Source organism: Streptomyces sp. NBC_00075 (assembly GCF_045041225.1).
Classification (GTDB): Bacteria; Actinomycetota; Actinomycetes; order Streptomycetales; family Streptomycetaceae; genus Streptomyces; species Streptomyces adonidis.
In genome coordinates, this window is the sequence record NZ_CP108243.1 from 4,470,159 (window position 1) to 4,485,900 (window position 15,742).

The window sequence follows — 15,742 nt, forward strand, 5'->3', positions numbered from 1 at the left end:
ATCGCTAGCCCCCCCGGCCGCCGTCCCCCGCCCCCGTCTCCCGTCCGCCGACCCGGCCATCTGTCTTCCGACAAGGACTTCGCATGACAGCCACGACCACCCCGTACTCGGAGCTCAAAGCACCGACGACGGCTCGCAGACTACTCACGGCGCCGACCACCGGGCCTCTGGTCGCGCTTCTTCTGGCCTGTGCCTTCTTCTCGATCTCTACCGATCAGTTCCTGACCGGCGGGAACTTCTCGCTGATCGTGCAGCAGGTCATGGTCGTGGGTACTCTCGCCATCGGGCAGACCCTGATCATCCTGACCGCCGGCATCGACCTGTCGTGCGGGGCGGTGATGGCGTTCGGCAGCATCGTGATCGCCAAGATGGCCGCCGAGGGGTCGCTGCCGCCGCTGGTCGCCATCGCGCTCGGCATCGGCGTCTGCGGTGGGTTCGGGCTGGTCAACGGGCTGCTGGTGCAGAAGATCCCGCTGCCGCCGTTCATCGTCACCCTCGGCATGCTGAACGTGGCGTTCGCGCTGACCCACATCTACTCCGAGGAGCAGACGGTCAGCAACCTGCCCGGCCCGCTGACCGCCCTCGGCGAGACCTTCCCCCTCGGCCACACCGACATCACCTACGGCTCCCTCGTCACCATCGCCCTGTTCCTCCTCTTCGCCTACGCGCTGAGCAGCACCGGCTGGGGCCGGCACGTGTACGCGCTGGGCAACAGCGCCGAGGCCGCCCGGCTGAACGGCATCCGTACCTCCCGCCTCACCATCGGCATCTACACCGTGGCCGGACTGCTGTACGGCATCGCCGCCCTGCTGCTCATCTCCCGTACCGGAGTGGGCGATCCGCAGGCGGGGCAGACCGACAACCTCGACAGCATCACGGCCGTGGTCCTCGGCGGCACGAGCCTCTTCGGGGGACGCGGATCGGTGCTCGGCACCTTCATCGGCGTCCTCATCGTCGGTGTGTTCCGCAACGGGCTCCAGCTGATGGGGGTCGCGTCCATCTACCAGACCCTGATCACCGGCGTCCTGGTGATCCTCGCGGTGACCGTCGACCAGCTCTCCCGGAAGAAGGCCCGATGACCGCCAACACCGGCACCCCCGTCCCTGTCCTTCAGGCCCGCGGTCTGGTCAAGCGGTACGGCCAGGTCACCGCCATCGACGGCGCCGACTTCGACCTGCTGCCCGGCGAGGTCCTCGCCGTCATCGGCGACAACGGCGCCGGCAAGACCAGCCTGATCAAGGCCCTCACCGGAGCGGTGACGCCGGACGCGGGCGAGATACGGCTCAATGGCGAGCCCATCACCTTCTCGGGCCCGCAGAGCGCCCGCGCCCACGGCATCGAGACGGTCTACCAGGACCTCGCCGTGGCCGCGTCCATGGACATCGCCTCGAACGTGTTCCTCGGGCGCGAACTCCGCCGCCCCGGCGTCCTCGGCAGTGTCTTCCGCATGCTCGACAAGAAGCGCATGCGCCAGGAGGCCGCCGAGCACATGGCCGACCTGAAGATCGGTCTGCGCTCGCTGACGCAGTCGGTGGAGACGCTCTCCGGCGGTCAACGGCAGGCCGTCGCGGTCGCCCGTTCCGTCGCCTGGGCCAGCTCCGTCGTCGTCATGGACGAGCCCACCGCCGCGCTCGGCGTCAAGGAGTCCGGCCAGGTCCTGGACCTGATCCGCCGAGTCCGGGACAAGGGCATGCCGGTCGTCCTGATCAGCCACAACATGCCGCACGTCTTCGAGATCGCCGACCGGATCCACGTCCACCGCCTCGGCCGGCGCGCGGCCGTGATCAAGCCCTCCGACTACTCCATGGCCGAGGTCGTCGCCATCATGACCGGCGCTCTGACCGTGGACGCGGCCGGAGATACTGTCGTAGCGGATTCCGAGGCGGCGAAGGCCGCGGGAGTCCAGGCCACCTGACAGCACGACCCAGCTCTCGTGGTTTCCGGCCGAGGCCGCGGCCGGGACCGAGAGCCCACAGGACGGTTTCTCCATGGCAGCGAACCGCCGCCCCACCCTGACCGATGTCGCCCGAGAAGTCGGTGTCAGCGCGAAGACGGTCTCCCGAGTCCTCAACGAGGACGGACCCGCTTCCGCCCGGACCAGGGAACAGGTACTGGCCGCAGTCGCCAAGCTCGGCTTCCAGCCGAACCTGATGGCCCGCAACATCCGCGTCGGCGGACCCGACACCACGGTCGGACTGGTCATCCCGGACCTCGGGAACCCCTTCTTCGGGGCCGTGGCCCGGAGCATCGAGGACACGGTCCGCGACCGGAACCTGACCCTGCTGATGGGCTCCTCCGCGGACGACCCGGTACGCGAACGGGCCCTGACGGACAAGTTCCTCGCCCGCCGGGTCAGCATCCTGATCGTCGTACCGTCCGTCGGCGCCGACCACTCCCACCTCAAGTCCCAGCGTACGGCAGGACTGCCGGTGATCTTCCTCGACCGACCCGGAGTCGGCCTCGCCACGGACAGCATCGTCAGCTCCAACCGCGCCGGAGCCCACGACGGCGTCGCCCACCTCGTCGCCCACGGACACCGGCGCATCGGCTTCGTCGGCGACCTGCCCCCGAAGCTGTACACGCGCCGCGAACGTCTGGCCGGCTACCGCTCGGCCCTCCAGGAAGCCGACATCCCCTACGACCGCTCGCTCGTCACCAACGCCCACGACCAGCAGGGCGCCGAGGCCGCGACCGCCCAACTCCTCGGCCTGGCCGATCCCCCCACGGCCCTGTTCGCCGGCAACAACATGATGGCGCTGGGGATAGTCGCCGAACTCGCCCGCAGCAAGCGCAAGGACGTCGCCGTCGTCGCCTTCGACGACGTGTCCCTCGCCGAGGCACTCGAACCGGCCCTGACGGTCGTCGCCCAGGACGCGGAAGAACTCGGCAGAACCGCGGCCACCACCGCCCTGACCCGACTCGACGGCGACCGCACCCGGGCCCGCACGATCACCGTCCCCACCCGCCTGATCGTCCGAGGCTCGGGCGAACAGCCCGCGCCGACGCCGTAGACAACTCCGCAGCCGGCCCGACCTTTTCAGTGCGGGCGAGCCCGCGGCACCGCACCGATCACGCCCACCGAACGGTGTCACCGAGCCTGATCCGGCCCGGAGCGACGACCTGTGCGTACGCTCCGGCGCAGGGCATGGGGGCCATGGAGTCCAGCGGGACGACCCGGTTGTGGTCGGCGAGCACCCGCAGGGCGGCCGTGTTCGCCGGTACGGGGCCGTGCGCGAGGGTGGGGGCCGCGCAGCGTGGGGTGCGGGCGATGACGTGGAGGGTGAGGTCGTCGCCTATGTGGAGGGTGCGGCCGGGCCAGTCGTTCTCGGGGAAACCGGTGCCGTCGGGTGTGTCGACGACGATGTTCGGGCGGTAGCGCACGGCGTCGGCGGCGCCCGGGGCGAGGGCGTCGACGCGGGCCAGGGCGGCCGTGGTGAGCAGGTGGACGGGCGCGTAGTCGACGAATGTGCCGGCCGGGGCCGCGCTGCCGATGTGGCTGATGTCGATGCCGATGTCGGTGGCGCCGCGCAGGAGGTCGTCCGGGCGGGCCCGGTCGAGGGTCGGCTGCGCGGGCGGGGTGTCGGTCAGGGTCACGTCGCGGCCGATGAAGCCGGACAGCCGGTGGTCCGCGTCCGGGTCGGTGGAGTGCCACACCGTGCCGTCCGGGGCGGTGATACGGACCTCCCCGGCGCCGAGTTGAGCGGTCAGCGCCAGCAGACGGCCCCACCGGCGTGGGTGTTTGGCGCTGGCGATCTTCCCCGTCTCCGTGTCGACGAGGGCGAGCCGACGGTCGTGGGCCAGACCGCGCTCGGTGACCTCCGTGGCCGTGATCGCCTCACCCAGCAGGGATTTGACCGGGTAGCGGTACAGGCCGCCCACCGTTCCGATCACGGCTGCTCCGGGTTCGTCATGCTCAAGACACTAACCCGACCCGATCGTCGCGAACTCCGATGTCAGTGAGTCGGTCGGCTCAACAGGCGCTGCCCTGCTGCTTGGCCAGGGAGTCCGCGTCGGCCTTGACGACGTACACCTCCCAGGGTTCCCGGCCGGGGCCGTGGACCCAGACCTTGTCCTGGAGGGCGTAGCAGCAGGTGGTGTCGTTCTCCTCGGTCGTGGTCAGGCCGGCCTCGGTGAGGCGGGCGGTGGCGGCGTGCACCGCTTCGGTGCTCTCGACCTCGACGCCGAGGTGGTCCATGCGAGTCGCCTCGCCCGCCGTTCCCTCGATGAGGACGAGTTTGAGCGGGGGCTCCGTGACGGCGAAGTTGGCGTAGCCGTCGCGGAGTTTGGCGGGCTCGGTGTTGAAGAGCCGTGTGTAGAAGGCCACGGATGCGGCGAGGTCGGGGACCCGGAGGGCGAGCTGTACGCGGGACGTCATGGCGAACCTCCTTGTGTGGGTGGGGAGTTCAGCAGCCGCCGGAGGTGGTGGCCGGGCTGCCGATGCCGATCTGGAGCGTGCTGGGAGCCGCGCAGCATCCGCCGCCCGACGCCTCGGTGTTCTCCGGCTCGTCGAACAGGCCCGCGCCGCCGCACACCCCCGTCTCCGGGAGGGTCAGTTCCACGCGTTCGGCGGACTCGTGGTCGCCCGCGAGTGCTGCCGCGATCGAGCGGACCTGCTCGTAGCCGGTCATCGCGAGGAACGTCGGGGCTCGGCCGTACGACTTCATGCCGGTCAGGTAGATGTCCTGTTCGGGGTGGGATAGTTCCCGAACGCCGTGCGGGTAGACCGTGCCGCACGAGTGGACGTTCGGGTCGATGAGCGGAGCCAGGGCCGTGGGGGCCTGGAGGCGGTCGTCCAGGGCCAGACGGAGTTCGGAGAGGTAGGTCAGGTCCGGGCGGAAGCCGGTCAGGGCGATGATCTCGTCGACCGGGGGCAGGCTGCGGCCGTCCTCCGCGACGAGGGTGAGGCGGTCGCCCTCCCGCTCCACAGCCTGTGTACGGAATCCCGTGACCGCACTCGCGTGGCCGGCCTCGACCGCCGCCTTCGCGCGCAGGCCCAGAGCACCTCGGGCCGGGAGCTGGTCCGCCTCGCCGCCGCCGTACGTGTCCGCGCCGATGCCGCGCCGCAGGACCCACACCGCGTGCGTGCCGGGCTCCCGCTCCGCCAGGTCGGCCAGGAGCGCCAGGGCCGTGAAGGCGGAGGCTCCGGAGCCGACCACCGCGGTGCGCCTGCCCGCGTAACGGGCACGTACGGACGGGTCGTCGAGGTCCGGGACACGGTAGGCGATGCGGTCGGCGGCCGACTTCTCGCCGAGGGCGGGCAGGCCGTCCGCGCCGACGGGACCCGGGGTGGACCAGGTGCCGGAGGCGTCGATCACCGCGCGGGCGGTGATGCGCTCCTCGGCGCCGTCCGCGGAGTGGATGTGCACCGTGAAGGGCTGCTCCTCGCGGCCCGCGTCGACGACACGGTCGCGGCCGGCGCGGGCCACTCCGGTGACTGTGGCGCCGTAGCGGACCTTGTCGCCGAGGGCGTCGGCGAGCGGCTGGAGATAGCGCTCCGCCCAGTCGCCGCCCGTCGGATATGCGGAGGCGTCGGGGCGCGTCCAGCCCGTTGGGGCCAGCAGCTTCTCCGCAGCCGTGTCCACCACCTCACCCCACGTCGAGAACAGGCGGACGTGTGACCACTCGCGCACGGCGGCTCCCGCCGCTGGGCCCGTCTCCAGGACCAGGGGTTCGAGGCCGCGCTCGACCAGGCGGGCGGCGGCGGCCAGGCCGACGGGTCCGGCGCCGATGACCACGACGGGCAGGTCCTCGTCCATGGGGTGCTCCTCAAGTAGGGCGAAGGCGATGTTTCGACAGTCGTCGATATAAGGCTCGGAGCCAGTGTCACTCTTTAATTGATGAACGTCAATATAGGCGCACGTCGAAGCAGGGCGTGGCGCGTCGCATCACACGCCCCCTGCCCGTCCTTCGGCCAGCGGACCCGGCCGGCCCGGCACGAAGATCAGCGCAACCAGCGCCAACCCGACCACCCCGCCCACGAGCTGCGCACCGATGAACCCCGCCACCGAACCCGGCGCGATCCCCGCGAACGTGTCGCTGAAAGCCCGGCCGATCGTCACCGCCGGGTTGGCGAACGACGTGGACGACGTGAACCAGTAGGCGGCGCCGATGTACGAGGCCACGGCCACGGGGGCGTACTGGAGGCGGTCGGTGCGGGCCAGGCCGAAGATCAGGAGGATCAGGCCGGCGGTGGCCACCACCTCGCCAAGGAGCAGATGACCGGCCGAGCGGTCGTGCGTGGACCACTCCACCAGCGGCTCGCCGAACATCGCGTCGGCGAGGATCGCGCCCGCGATCGCACCGACGATCTGCGCGGGGACGTACACCGCGACCTCGCGGGCCGTGACACCGGCGCCGCCGCCGCGTCGGACCGTCCACCACTCGGCCAGGGTGACCACCGGGTTGAAGTGCGCGCCCGAGACCGGGCCGAGCAGCAGTATCAGGATGCCGAGACCGAAGACCGTGGCGATCGAGTTCGCCAGCAGTTGCACCCCGACGTCCGTCGTCAGCTCGGTGGCCTGGATGCCCGAGCCGATCACGATCGCCACGAGGAGTGCGGTGCCCAGCAGTTCGGCTGCGGTCCTGGATATCAGCGGGCTCGTCTTCAAGGACAGGACCTCTTGACGTTGTTCTCGACGGTGACCCGCGCGGTCTCCGCCAGGTCGGCGAACCGGCCCGCGAGGGAGGCGATGACGTCGGGCTTGAGGCGGTAGTAGAGGAACCGGCCACAGGGTTCCGTCTCCACCACCCCGGCCTCGCGCAACACCTTCAGGTGGTTGGAGAGGTTGGTCTGCCTGGCACCCGTCTCCTCGATCAGGTGGGTGCTACAGAGCGTCTCCTTCGCGAGCAGGGTGACGATCCGTAGGCGGAGCGGGTCCGCGAGAACCCGCATCAGATCAGTGTCGACTGACTTCAGCATGGACTGATACTTTCACATCACTCCGAATACGCCCACATGAAGACGCGCACCATGAAGTACGCACATATGAAGGAAGGGCCCATGTCCTCCAGCCCGCTCAGCCCCCTCGCCTCCGTGCTGTTCGTCTGCGTCCACAACGCCGGGCGTTCCCAGATGGCCGCCGGTTTTCTCGACCACCTCGCGGGCGACCGGATCGAGGTCCGTTCCGCCGGTTCCCTCCCCGGCGACCAGGTCAATCCGGCCGCCGTCGAGGCCATGCGCGAGGTCGGTGTCGACATCGCCGGTGCCACGCCGAAGATCCTCACCACCGAGGCCGTCCAGGCGTCCGACTACGTCATCACCATGGGCTGCGGAGACGCCTGCCCGGTCTTCCCCGGCAAGAAGTACCTCGACTGGGACCTGGCGGACCCGGCCGGCCAGGGCGTCGAGGCCGTGCGTCCCATCCGCGACGAGATCAGGGACCGTATCGAGGCCCTGATCGCCGAGATCGACGGCGCGAAGCGGGAGGTGTGATCCCGCCCCGTGATCGGCAGGGGCAAAATGTCACACCAGAGGCATGCCGACCGCGAGCAGTGAGAAGAGCGCCGTGACCACGTACGACTACGAGAAGGACGGCGCGGCCATCTACCGTCAGTCCTTCGCCACCATCCGCGCCGAGGCCGACCTCGCGGGTCTGCCGGCCGACGTCAGTCAGGTCGTCGTCCGGATGATCCACGCCTGCGGGATGGTCGACCTCGTACGGGACCTGTCGTACACGCCCGGTGTCGTGGCCCGCGCCCGTGAGGCGCTGCGCGGCGGCGCGCCGATCTTCACCGACGTACGGATGGTCGCCAGCGGCGTGACCCGCAAGCGGCTGCCCGCCGGGAACGACGTGCTGTGCACCCTCACCGACCCGGCCGTCCCCGAGCTGGCCGCGAAGCTCGGGACCACGCGCAGTGCCGCCGCCCTGGAGCTGTGGCGGGACCGGCTGGAGGGGTCGGTTGTCGCTGTCGGCAACGCGCCGACCGCGCTCTTCCGGCTGCTGGAGATGATCGAGGAGGGTGCGCCACGGCCCGCCGCCGTCATCGGCGTTCCGGTCGGGTTCGTCGGTGCCGCCGAGTCGAAGGAGGCCTTGGCCGCGCATCCGTCGGGGCTGGAGCACATCGTCGTACGGGGTCGTCGCGGGGGCAGTGCCATCGCCGCCGCCGCGATCAACGCGATCGCGAGTGAGGAGGAGTAGGAGAGGAGTGAGCGGTCAGCTTCTCTCGGTCGCCGGGGTCGGCTGTGTCGCCAGGCCCGCCGTCCACTTCTCCTCGATGCGGCCGACCTTCCACACCAGCAGGGCCAGCGCCCACGTCGCGAAGAACAGCCCGACGATGACGTAACCGATGATGTTGAGGTCCAGGCCGGAGACCCAGTCCCAGAACGGGCCGTGCAGGTCCGCCTGTTCGGCGATCAGGCCGAGCAGCTCCACCGTGCCGATGATGAGCGCGACGGCGACCGACAGGCCGGTGATCGTGAGGTTGTAGTAGACCTTGCGGACCGGCTTGGAGAAGGCCCAGCCGTACGCGAAGTTCATGAACGAGCCGTCGATCGTGTCGAGCAGCGACATACCGGCCGCGAAGAGGACCGGCAGGCACAGGATCGCGTACCAGGGCAGGCCCGAGGCCGCACCCGAACCCGCGAGGACGAGGAGCGCGATCTCGGTCGCCGTGTCGAAGCCGAGGCCGAAGAGCATGCCCAGCGGGTACATCTGCCACGGCTTGGTGATCGACTTCATGAGGCGGCCCAGAAGGCGGTTCATGAAGCCCCGGTTGTTGAGCTGCTCCTCCAGGGCCTCCTCGTCGAAGTGGCCGGTGCGCATCTGGCGGAAGACCTTCCAGATCCCAGCCATGATCACGATGTTGATGATCGCGATGAGGTAGAGGAAGGTGCCCGAGACCGTCGTACCTATCCAGCCCGTGACGTTGTGGAGGTCGGAGTTGTCGTCCGCCACCGGGCCGGACAAGGCCTTGACGCCGAGGGAGAGCAGGAACGCGAGCGCGAACACGATGCTGGAGTGGCCCAGCGAGAACCAGAAGCCGACCGACAGCGGGCGCTGTCCCTCGCTCATCAGCTTCCGGGTGGTGTTGTCGATCGCGGCGATGTGGTCGGCGTCGAAGGCGTGCCGCATGCCGAGTGTGTAGGCCGTGACGCCGATACCGATGCCGAAGGTCTTCGTGCCCAGGCTGTAGTGCTCCGGGGCGACGATCACCACCAGCGTGAACCAGCCGATGACGTGCAGCGCCAGGATGAACGCGGCCATCCCGCCCAGGCTCGTCCACTCCTTGCGGGTCATCGAGGTGCGGATGCGCTGCCGGGGAGCGGTGGTCATGGGGGACGGGCCTCACCTGTCGACGGGACGGCCGCCTTCAGCCGCACATCACAGGTTTCTGCATAGAGGTTGCAAGTAGAAGAAGAGGGCGGCAAAGCCCGTGCAAGGTTTCCGTCAGGCAGGTCTCAGCAGTTCGCCGATCCAGGTCGCCGCCGTCTCCGGGTCGGCCGCGACCGGCACGCCCTCCGGTACGGGTGGCCGGCGGACCATGACCACGGGCAGCCCGGCCTCCCGTGCCGCCGTCAGTTTCGGCGCGGTCGCCGCTCCCCCGCTGTCCTTGGTCACCACGACGTCGATGCGGTGGCCGCGCAGCAGCTCGCGCTCGCCGTCGAGCGTGAACGGGCCCCGGTCGAGCAGCACTTCCATCCGGGCCGGGTGCGGGGGCTCCGCTGCGTCCACGGAACGTACGAGGAACCACAGGTCGTCGAGCGCGGCGAAGGCGGCCAGTCCCAGGCGCCCGGTGGTGAGGAACACCCGTCGGCCGAGGGCGGGCAGCAGGGCCGCGGCCTCCGCCAGGGAGCCGACGTCGTGCCAGTCGTCCCCCGCGACCGGGGTCCAGCCGGGGCGTCGCAGCGCGAGCAGCGGGACCTGGGCCGTGGCCGCGGCACGCGCCGCGTGGAGACTGATCGTGGCGGCGAAGGGGTGGGTGGCGTCGACCAGCACGTCCACCCGGTGCTCGCGCAGCCACGCGGCCAGCCCCTCCGCTCCGCCGAAGCCGCCGATCCGGACCTCGCCGGGGGGCAGCCGGGGGCCGGTCACCCGTCCGGCGAGGGAGCTGGTCAGGGTCAGGTCAGGGGTGGGGGCGAGCAGTTCGGCGAGGCGGCGGGCTTCCGTGGTGCCGCCGAGGATCAGTACGTGCATGGAAGTCCGGGTCCGTCCCCCCGCGTCCGCGCCGGGTACTCCGAGGCGAGGAGGCCGAAGAGGACGTCGTCGGTCCACTCCCCCTTGATCCAGGTGCTCCGCACGAGGTGGCCCTCGCGGCGGAAACCCACGCGTTCCAGCAGCCGCGCCGAGCGGACGTTACGTCCGTCGCAGGCGGCCGAGACCCGGTGCAGCCCCTCCTCCACCAGCAGGAACTCCACCGTCCGCGCGACCGCCTCGCTCGCGTACCCGCGCCCCTGGAACTCCGGCGCGAAGGTGAAGCCCAGCTCCGCCTGGCGCCCGTCGTCGCTCCGGCACACCCCGACATCGCCGATCAGCCCCGGTACGTCCAGCCGCTCGACGGCGTACTGGAACCACCCCGGACCACGCGGATCCCCTGCCGAGAGCGTGGCCGCCAGCCGCTCGGCCTCCGCCGACGGCACCGGCGACTCCCACGACTGGTACCGGCTCACCTCGGGGTCCGAGCGGTACGCCGCCAGGGCCGGCGCGTCGGCCGGGGTGAACCGGCGGAGCCGCAGCCTCGCTGTCTCCATGCCGTCGAGCCTACGTCGGGCCCCGCGCGGCTCAGCGGACCGTGATCCCCCCGCCGATCACCAGCGTCTCCCCCGTCACATAGCTCCCGTCGCACAGCTTCCACACCCAGTCGGCGATCTCCGCCGGCTGGGCCGCGCGCCCCAGCGGCACGGACTTGACCGCCTCCTCCATGCGGCCTCCGGCCCGGGTGCCCGGGGTGTCGACCCAGCCGGGGGCGACGGCGTTGACCGTGATGCCGTCGGGGGCGAGTTCCTGGGCGAGGGAGCGGGTCAGGGAGACCACGGCCGCCTTCGAGGCGCTGTAGACCAACTGGCCCGGGGAGACGGCGAAGGCGTCGATCGAGGCGAAGTTGACGACGGTTCCGCCACCGGCCGCACGCAACGCGGGGACGGCTTCCGCGGTCACGTTGAGGGTGCCGAGGACGTTCACGTCGAAGACGCGGCGGTAGGTCGCCTCGTCGTAGTCGGCGAGGAGGGTGGCCGGGTAGATGCCGGCCGCGTTGACCACCGCGCGCAGGTCCTCCGGGGAGCCGAGCGCCTCGGCGACCGCCGCGCGTTCGGTGATGTCCACCGGTACGGGGTGGAAGGCGGCGCCCAGTTCGGCGGCCGCCTTGGTGAGGGCCTCGGCGTCGCGGTCCACGGCCAGGACCGTCCAGCCCTCGGCGAGGAAGCGTTCCGCGACGGCCCGGCCCATGCCGCTGGCGGCGCCCGTCACCAGGGCCGTCGGACGCGTGGGCTCAGTGGGCGAGGAAGCCGCCATCGACGATCATCTCCGTTCCGGTGGTGAAGCTGGAGTCGTCCGAGGCCAGGAAGGCGACGGCCCCGGAGATCTCCCGGACATGGGCGCGGCGGCCCAGCGGGGTCTGCGGTATCACGCCGCCCTCCTTCTCGTGCTCGTTCATGGGTGTGCTGACCCCGCCGGGACAGATGGCGTTGACGCGGATGCCGTCGGCAGCCAGTTCCAGCGCGGCGGTCTTGGTGAGGGCGACGAGGGCGCCCTTGCTGGCGCAGTAGGCGACGTAGCCGGGGGCGCCGACCACGCCGAAGATCGACGCGACGTTGATCACCGAACCGCCGCCGCCCGAGCGCATCAGGGGTACGGCGGCCTGGATCCCGAGCAGCGGGCCCGTGGTGTTGACCGCGAGGGTGGTGTTCCAGTCCTCGGTACGTTCGTCCAGGAGCGGGTTGACGTGGATGATCCCGGCGTTGTTGACGAGGACGTCCAGGCGTCCGGTCGCCGTCCTGGCCCGGTCGACGGCCCGGGCCCAGTCGTCGGGCGAGGTGACGTCGAGGTGCAGGTACTCCACGTCGAGCCCGGCCTCCTGGAGGCGGGCGGCGGTGGCCTTGCCCTCGTCGTCGAGGACGTCGCAGGCCAGGACCCGGGCGCCCTCGGAGGCGAGCCGTTCGGCGTGCGAGGCGCCCTGGCCCCGGGCCGCCCCGGTGATCAGGGCGGTCCTGCCGGACAGCCGTGCACCGGCGGACGGGGTGGGGAGCGCGTTCAATGCTGCCTCCTCTGGCGGGTGTCCCTAGGGGGGTTCTTCAGGTCCGGCGACGGCGATGCGCGCTCGGCCGTTGACCGGCTCAGCACTTGCGGAGAGTATGAAGAGCCTTGGAGCGATTGGTAAACCCTCGAAGTCCGAGAGATCCCCAAGCCTCACCCTTTGGCAGGCACCCCGTCATGACTCTGGCTCAGTTGACCTACTTCCTCGCGGCCGTGGAGCACGGCTCCTTCTCCGCGGCGGCCGAGGCGATGTACATCGCCCAGCCGAGCCTGTCCGAGCAGATCCGCCGCCTGGAACACTCGCTCGGCGTCCCGCTCTTCGTCCGCACCAACCGCAAGCTGGTGCTGACCGAGGCCGGCCAGTTGCTGCTGCCCCGCGCCCAGCACGCCCTCGCCGCCGCGAAGGAGGCGGCGGATTCGGTGCGCGGAGTGCGGACGCTCACCGGCGGCACCGTCACCTTCGGCACGTTCAGCAGCGCACAGCACCTGCTGCTGAGCGACCTGATCGCCGATTTCCACGCCTGCCATCCGCAGGTACGGGTGCGGGTCGTCGGGCTGAACTCCTCGGAGGTCGCCGACGCCGTCCGCGACGGCACGCTGGAGGCGGGGCTCGTCTCCCTGCCCGTCGACGACCGTGGCCTCGACGTGGGCAACGTCGTGTGGACCTGCGAGGCCGTCTACCTCAGCACCGACCCGTCGCGCGTCACCACGCCGCCCACGGCCGAGCGGCTGTCCGAGGCACCGCTCATCCTCCCCGAGGCGCGCTGGGGCAACGCCGACCCCACCCGGCGCCGGCTCCTGGAGCGGGCGCAGGAGGCGGGCGTCTCGCTCACCCCAGCGGTCGAGGTCGAGTCCCCGGCCCTGGCCCTGGCCCTCGCCGCCCGCAGCATCGGTGACACCGTCAGCTCCCTGCCCCTCGCCCACGCCCTGGGATACATGGACCGTCTTCACGCGGTCTCACTGGACCCGCCGCTGCACGAGACGTTCGCGTTCATCACACGCCGCGAGGCCCACGTGTCCCCCGCCACGCGCGTGCTGATCGAACTGGCCACCAAGCACCTCGCGCGGCTGGAGTCGCCGGCACAGCCATAGGGAAGCCCCGGCACTCCGCCGCCGGGGATGTCGCCGGTTCGCCGGTTCGCCGGTTCAGTACACGGTTCCCGCATGTTCGTGGTTCTCCTGGCGGGCCCGGTGGATGACCGCCCAGGCGGCCGCGGCATCCTGCACGCCCAGGCCGACGCTGCCGTAGAACACGATGTCGTCGGGATCGGTGCGGGCTGCCGCGCGGCCCACGACGACATCGCCGAGGGCGACAAGATCCTGCCGTCCGATCTCTCCCGACCGCAGCGCCGCCACCACCGGCCCGCAGTGCCCCGCGGCGGTGGCGGGATCGTCGACGACGACGGCGCCCGCCCGGCGCAGCACCTCCGCGTCGGTCTCGCAGCGCGTGGGTTCGACGGAGCCGACGCTCACGACCGTGCAGCCCTTCGGCAGCCAGGAACCGAGGACGACGGGTGTCTCGCTGAGGGTGCACACGGCGACGATGTGCGCGCCCGCCACCGCGTCCTCGGCGGTGGCCGTGGCCTGCACGTCGATGCCTTCGGTCCCCGGTTCGGCGGCGAGTTCGGCCGCGGCGGCCAGCCGGTTGCGCGGTGTGGGGCTCCAGATCCGCACCTCCCGCAGTCCGCGCACCCGGGCGATGGCCCGTACGTGGGCGCGGGCCTGTACGCCCGAGCCGATGACGGCGAGCCGGGTGGCGTCCGGGCGGGCGAGCAGGTCGACGGCGAGGGCGCTGGCCGCGGCCGTGCGCAGGGTCGTCACGGTCGTTCCGTCCAGCACGGCGACGGGCCGGCCGGTTTCCGGGTCGAGCGCGGTGATCAAGGCGTGGGTGCTGGGCAGTCCACGCGCGGAGTTCCCCTGGTTGACGCTCCCGAACTTGCTCACCGCACCGGTGTCCGCCGACAGCCGGGAGGCGTAGCAGAAGACGATCGAGCCGTCGAAGCGGCTGGAGTAGAGGATCTTCTCCGGCGCTTCGGCGGTCCCGTCGCCCAGGGCGGCGAACGCGGCGCGCTGGGACTCGATCGCCGTACCGGGATCGAAGAGACGATCCACCCGGCTGCGGGACAGGAACAGGATCTCTTCCGGCATGTCGTCCGGCATCTGCTCTCGCTTCCTCGTGACAGGGACCCGCGCCGCCGCACGGCGGGGTACCGGCGACACGGCGACCGGGCGCCCGTCCGGCTGGTCCGCGGCCGCCGCGGAGGCGCCGAGTGCCACGCCGGCCGCGACGAGGAGGCTGCCCGCCAGCTGTCCCGCGCCGAAGGTCCCCGTGCCGACGACCGGTGCCGTCAGCGCGGCGGAGACCGGGATGAGCCCGGACAGCAGTGCCATGCCCACCGCCCCGATCCGGTGGATGGCCCCGAACCACAGCACGATGCCCAGCACCGTCACCGCGAGGACCTGCCACGCCAGTGCCGCCGCCTCCACACCGTCCGGCATCCGTACCCACGCCGGGCCGTCCACGGCCAGCCCCAGTGCCGCCGCCTCCACCGAGGCGATCGCGCAGGCGCAGGTCGTCAGGAGCAGCGGACCCAGGACCCGCAGCACGGGCACGACGGACAGGGCCATGACCACTTCCCCGCCCATCGCCGCCAGTGACCAGAGCAGTCCTGCCGCGTCGGTCCGGCCGAACCCCTGGACCAGCGCCGCCCCGGCCACCACCACCAGGGCGCCGCCGGCCACCCGCCCCGAGGGGCGCCTCGCCGCCATCAACGGCGCCAGGATCGCGACCACGACCGGGGTGCAGCCCACGACGACGCCCGGGACAGCGGGCTCGGCGGTGCGCTCCGCGGAGAGCACCGCCACGTTGAACCCCACCAGGCCCGCCGCCGTCACCAGCGTGAGCCGTACCCACAGCCGTGGGGTGAGACGGCGGACCGGTGCCCATCCCCGCCGCGCGCAGACCACGGCCAGCAGCAGGAATCCGAGGGCGTAGCGCACCGCCTGTCCGCCCAGGAACGGGTAGTGCGCCATCATGCTGCTCGCCACGAAGGACACCCCGACCAGAACGGCGGAGGCCGCTCCCATCAGCACGCCGAGCCGCTGCCCTCGCGTCATCCGCGGCACGCGCACGGCTCGTGTGCACCCGGGGCGGCGGCGATCAGGGGGTCGTGCCGTGTCTCCGGGCCGAGGGCGCGACGGCGCCGCCTCAGCGGCCTCCGGTGGCCGGCGCACCGGCCCGCCGGTACCGGGTCACGGGTCGCCGCGGCGGGACCGGCCGGACGGTGTCCGGCCGTATGCCGCTGCCCGTGCCCGCGTTCACCAGCGCGGTGGCGGGTGCCGAGGCGGCGACGCCGGGCATCGCCCGACCGCTCGCCACGAGGCCGTCGTACCGCACGGCTCCCGGCCTCGGCGACCGCGGCCGCGCGCCCGTCTCCGGCGAGTCCCGTCGCCCCTGCCCTCACTGCCGTGCCACCTCCCCCGTCCTGTCCTCGCGTCTGTCCGCGGCCTGCCGGGGGCACGGGCGGGCACGCCCATGCCCCCGTTCCCGCGGG

General features: G+C 71.6%; 17 protein-coding genes and 1 pseudogene. 6 read left to right on the forward strand and 12 right to left on the reverse strand.

The genetic code is table 11. The annotated features are described in order from the left end of the window. The first annotated feature begins 83 nt into the window (after window positions 1–83). The 3 genes from OG787_RS19215 to OG787_RS19225 all read left to right on the forward strand — a co-directional run bounded on the left by OG787_RS19215 (window position 84) and on the right by OG787_RS19225 (window position 3,011). Window positions 84–1,079 (forward strand): ABC transporter permease, encoded by a 996-nt coding sequence (locus OG787_RS19215; RefSeq protein WP_405535844.1) that lies wholly within the window; start codon window positions 84–86, stop codon window positions 1,077–1,079. Beyond that, window positions 1,076–1,915 (forward strand): ATP-binding cassette domain-containing protein, encoded by an 840-nt coding sequence (locus tag OG787_RS19220; protein ID WP_369036531.1) that lies wholly within the window; start codon window positions 1,076–1,078, stop codon window positions 1,913–1,915. The genes OG787_RS19215 and OG787_RS19220 overlap by 4 nt, the downstream gene beginning before the upstream one ends. A 73-nt stretch (window positions 1,916–1,988) precedes the next feature. Then, a complete protein-coding gene (locus OG787_RS19225; RefSeq protein WP_369036530.1) occupies window positions 1,989–3,011 on the forward strand; it encodes a LacI family DNA-binding transcriptional regulator in 1,023 nt (340 codons plus the stop codon). 58 nt (window positions 3,012–3,069) lie between these two features. On the opposite strand, the gene OG787_RS19230 is transcribed toward OG787_RS19225, so the two are convergent. The 5 genes and pseudogenes from OG787_RS19230 to OG787_RS19250 all read right to left on the reverse strand — a co-directional run bounded on the left by OG787_RS19230 (window position 3,070) and on the right by OG787_RS19250 (window position 6,919). Continuing rightward, the gene (locus tag OG787_RS19230; RefSeq protein ID WP_405535845.1) at window positions 3,070–3,891 is read right to left on the reverse strand and encodes an MOSC domain-containing protein; all 822 of its coding nucleotides are present in this window, start codon (window positions 3,889–3,891) and stop codon (window positions 3,070–3,072) included. Window positions 3,892–3,970: 79 nt separating this feature from the next. Continuing rightward, a complete protein-coding gene (locus tag OG787_RS19235; RefSeq protein ID WP_369036528.1) occupies window positions 3,971–4,375 on the reverse strand; it encodes an ArsI/CadI family heavy metal resistance metalloenzyme in 405 nt (134 codons plus the stop codon). A 28-nt stretch (window positions 4,376–4,403) separates the two neighbouring features. Continuing rightward, window positions 4,404–5,756: an NAD(P)-binding domain-containing protein gene (locus OG787_RS19240; protein WP_405535846.1), complete on the reverse strand. Its 1,353-nt coding sequence runs from the start codon at window positions 5,754–5,756 to the stop codon at window positions 4,404–4,406. Between the two features lie 129 nt (window positions 5,757–5,885). Then, window positions 5,886–6,596 (reverse strand): annotated as a pseudogene (locus tag OG787_RS19245) (aquaporin); the annotation flags it as partial. 8 nt (window positions 6,597–6,604) lie between these two features. Continuing rightward, a complete protein-coding gene (locus OG787_RS19250; RefSeq protein WP_369036525.1) occupies window positions 6,605–6,919 on the reverse strand; it encodes an ArsR/SmtB family transcription factor in 315 nt (104 codons plus the stop codon). A gap of 81 nt (window positions 6,920–7,000) precedes the next feature. Between OG787_RS19250 and OG787_RS19255 the strand changes: the two genes are divergently transcribed. Both OG787_RS19255 and OG787_RS19260 read left to right on the forward strand, forming a co-directional pair. After that, window positions 7,001–7,432 (forward strand): arsenate reductase ArsC, encoded by a 432-nt coding sequence (locus OG787_RS19255; RefSeq protein WP_405535847.1) that lies wholly within the window; start codon window positions 7,001–7,003, stop codon window positions 7,430–7,432. A gap of 43 nt (window positions 7,433–7,475) precedes the next feature. Continuing rightward, on the forward strand, window positions 7,476–8,138 hold the full coding sequence (locus OG787_RS19260) for a precorrin-8X methylmutase (protein WP_405535848.1): 663 nt from the start codon (window positions 7,476–7,478) through the stop codon (window positions 8,136–8,138). Window positions 8,139–8,153: 15 nt separating this feature from the next. Here the strand turns inward: OG787_RS19260 and OG787_RS19265 are convergent, their stop codons facing one another. From OG787_RS19265 to OG787_RS19285, 5 genes are all read right to left on the reverse strand, one after another. Next, on the reverse strand, window positions 8,154–9,272 hold the full coding sequence (locus tag OG787_RS19265; RefSeq protein ID WP_405535849.1) for a HoxN/HupN/NixA family nickel/cobalt transporter: 1,119 nt from the start codon (window positions 9,270–9,272) through the stop codon (window positions 8,154–8,156). A gap of 114 nt (window positions 9,273–9,386) precedes the next feature. Then, a complete protein-coding gene (locus tag OG787_RS19270; RefSeq protein WP_405535850.1) occupies window positions 9,387–10,133 on the reverse strand; it encodes a cobalt-precorrin-6A reductase in 747 nt (248 codons plus the stop codon). After that, a complete protein-coding gene (locus OG787_RS19275) occupies window positions 10,121–10,687 on the reverse strand; it encodes a GNAT family N-acetyltransferase (protein WP_369036520.1) in 567 nt (188 codons plus the stop codon). The genes OG787_RS19270 and OG787_RS19275 overlap by 13 nt, the downstream gene beginning before the upstream one ends. A gap of 31 nt (window positions 10,688–10,718) precedes the next feature. Then, window positions 10,719–11,447, reverse strand: a complete 729-nt coding sequence (locus OG787_RS19280; RefSeq protein WP_369036519.1) for an SDR family NAD(P)-dependent oxidoreductase — start codon at window positions 11,445–11,447, stop codon at window positions 10,719–10,721. Further along, window positions 11,425–12,189: an SDR family NAD(P)-dependent oxidoreductase gene (locus OG787_RS19285; RefSeq protein ID WP_369036518.1), complete on the reverse strand. Its 765-nt coding sequence runs from the start codon at window positions 12,187–12,189 to the stop codon at window positions 11,425–11,427. The genes OG787_RS19280 and OG787_RS19285 overlap by 23 nt, the downstream gene beginning before the upstream one ends. A gap of 176 nt (window positions 12,190–12,365) precedes the next feature. Between OG787_RS19285 and OG787_RS19290 the strand changes: the two genes are divergently transcribed. Further along, window positions 12,366–13,280: a LysR family transcriptional regulator gene (locus OG787_RS19290; protein WP_369036517.1), complete on the forward strand. Its 915-nt coding sequence runs from the start codon at window positions 12,366–12,368 to the stop codon at window positions 13,278–13,280. 54 nt (window positions 13,281–13,334) lie between these two features. On the opposite strand, the gene OG787_RS19295 is transcribed toward OG787_RS19290, so the two are convergent. Together OG787_RS19295 and OG787_RS19300 are read right to left on the reverse strand one after the other, a co-directional pair. After that, entirely contained in the window at window positions 13,335–15,305 is a 1,971-nt protein-coding gene (locus OG787_RS19295) for an EamA family transporter (protein ID WP_405535851.1), read from the reverse strand. Between the two features lie 91 nt (window positions 15,306–15,396). Beyond that, window positions 15,397–15,567 (reverse strand): hypothetical protein, encoded by a 171-nt coding sequence (locus OG787_RS19300; RefSeq protein WP_369036515.1) that lies wholly within the window; start codon window positions 15,565–15,567, stop codon window positions 15,397–15,399. Between the last annotated feature and the right edge of the window lie 175 nt (window positions 15,568–15,742).

Coding starts and splice junctions, on each gene's coding strand:
- OG787_RS19215 (WP_405535844.1), top strand. CDS start 84: ATGACAGCCACGACCACCCCGTACTCGGAGCTCAAAGCACCGACGACG.
- OG787_RS19220 (WP_369036531.1), top strand. CDS start 1,076: ATGACCGCCAACACCGGCACCCCCGTCCCTGTCCTTCAGGCCCGCGGT.
- OG787_RS19225 (WP_369036530.1), top strand. CDS start 1,989: ATGGCAGCGAACCGCCGCCCCACCCTGACCGATGTCGCCCGAGAAGTC.
- OG787_RS19235 (WP_369036528.1), bottom strand. CDS start 4,375: ATGACGTCCCGCGTACAGCTCGCCCTCCGGGTCCCCGACCTCGCCGCA.
- OG787_RS19240 (WP_405535846.1), bottom strand. CDS start 5,756: ATGGACGAGGACCTGCCCGTCGTGGTCATCGGCGCCGGACCCGTCGGC.
- OG787_RS19250 (WP_369036525.1), bottom strand. CDS start 6,919: ATGCTGAAGTCAGTCGACACTGATCTGATGCGGGTTCTCGCGGACCCG.
- OG787_RS19255 (WP_405535847.1), top strand. CDS start 7,001: ATGTCCTCCAGCCCGCTCAGCCCCCTCGCCTCCGTGCTGTTCGTCTGC.
- OG787_RS19260 (WP_405535848.1), top strand. CDS start 7,476: ATGCCGACCGCGAGCAGTGAGAAGAGCGCCGTGACCACGTACGACTAC.
- OG787_RS19265 (WP_405535849.1), bottom strand. CDS start 9,272: ATGACCACCGCTCCCCGGCAGCGCATCCGCACCTCGATGACCCGCAAG.
- OG787_RS19270 (WP_405535850.1), bottom strand. CDS start 10,133: ATGCACGTACTGATCCTCGGCGGCACCACGGAAGCCCGCCGCCTCGCC.
- OG787_RS19275 (WP_369036520.1), bottom strand. CDS start 10,687: ATGGAGACAGCGAGGCTGCGGCTCCGCCGGTTCACCCCGGCCGACGCG.
- OG787_RS19280 (WP_369036519.1), bottom strand. CDS start 11,447: ATGGCGGCTTCCTCGCCCACTGAGCCCACGCGTCCGACGGCCCTGGTG.
- OG787_RS19290 (WP_369036517.1), top strand. CDS start 12,366: ATGACTCTGGCTCAGTTGACCTACTTCCTCGCGGCCGTGGAGCACGGC.
- OG787_RS19295 (WP_405535851.1), bottom strand. CDS start 15,305: ATGACGCGAGGGCAGCGGCTCGGCGTGCTGATGGGAGCGGCCTCCGCC.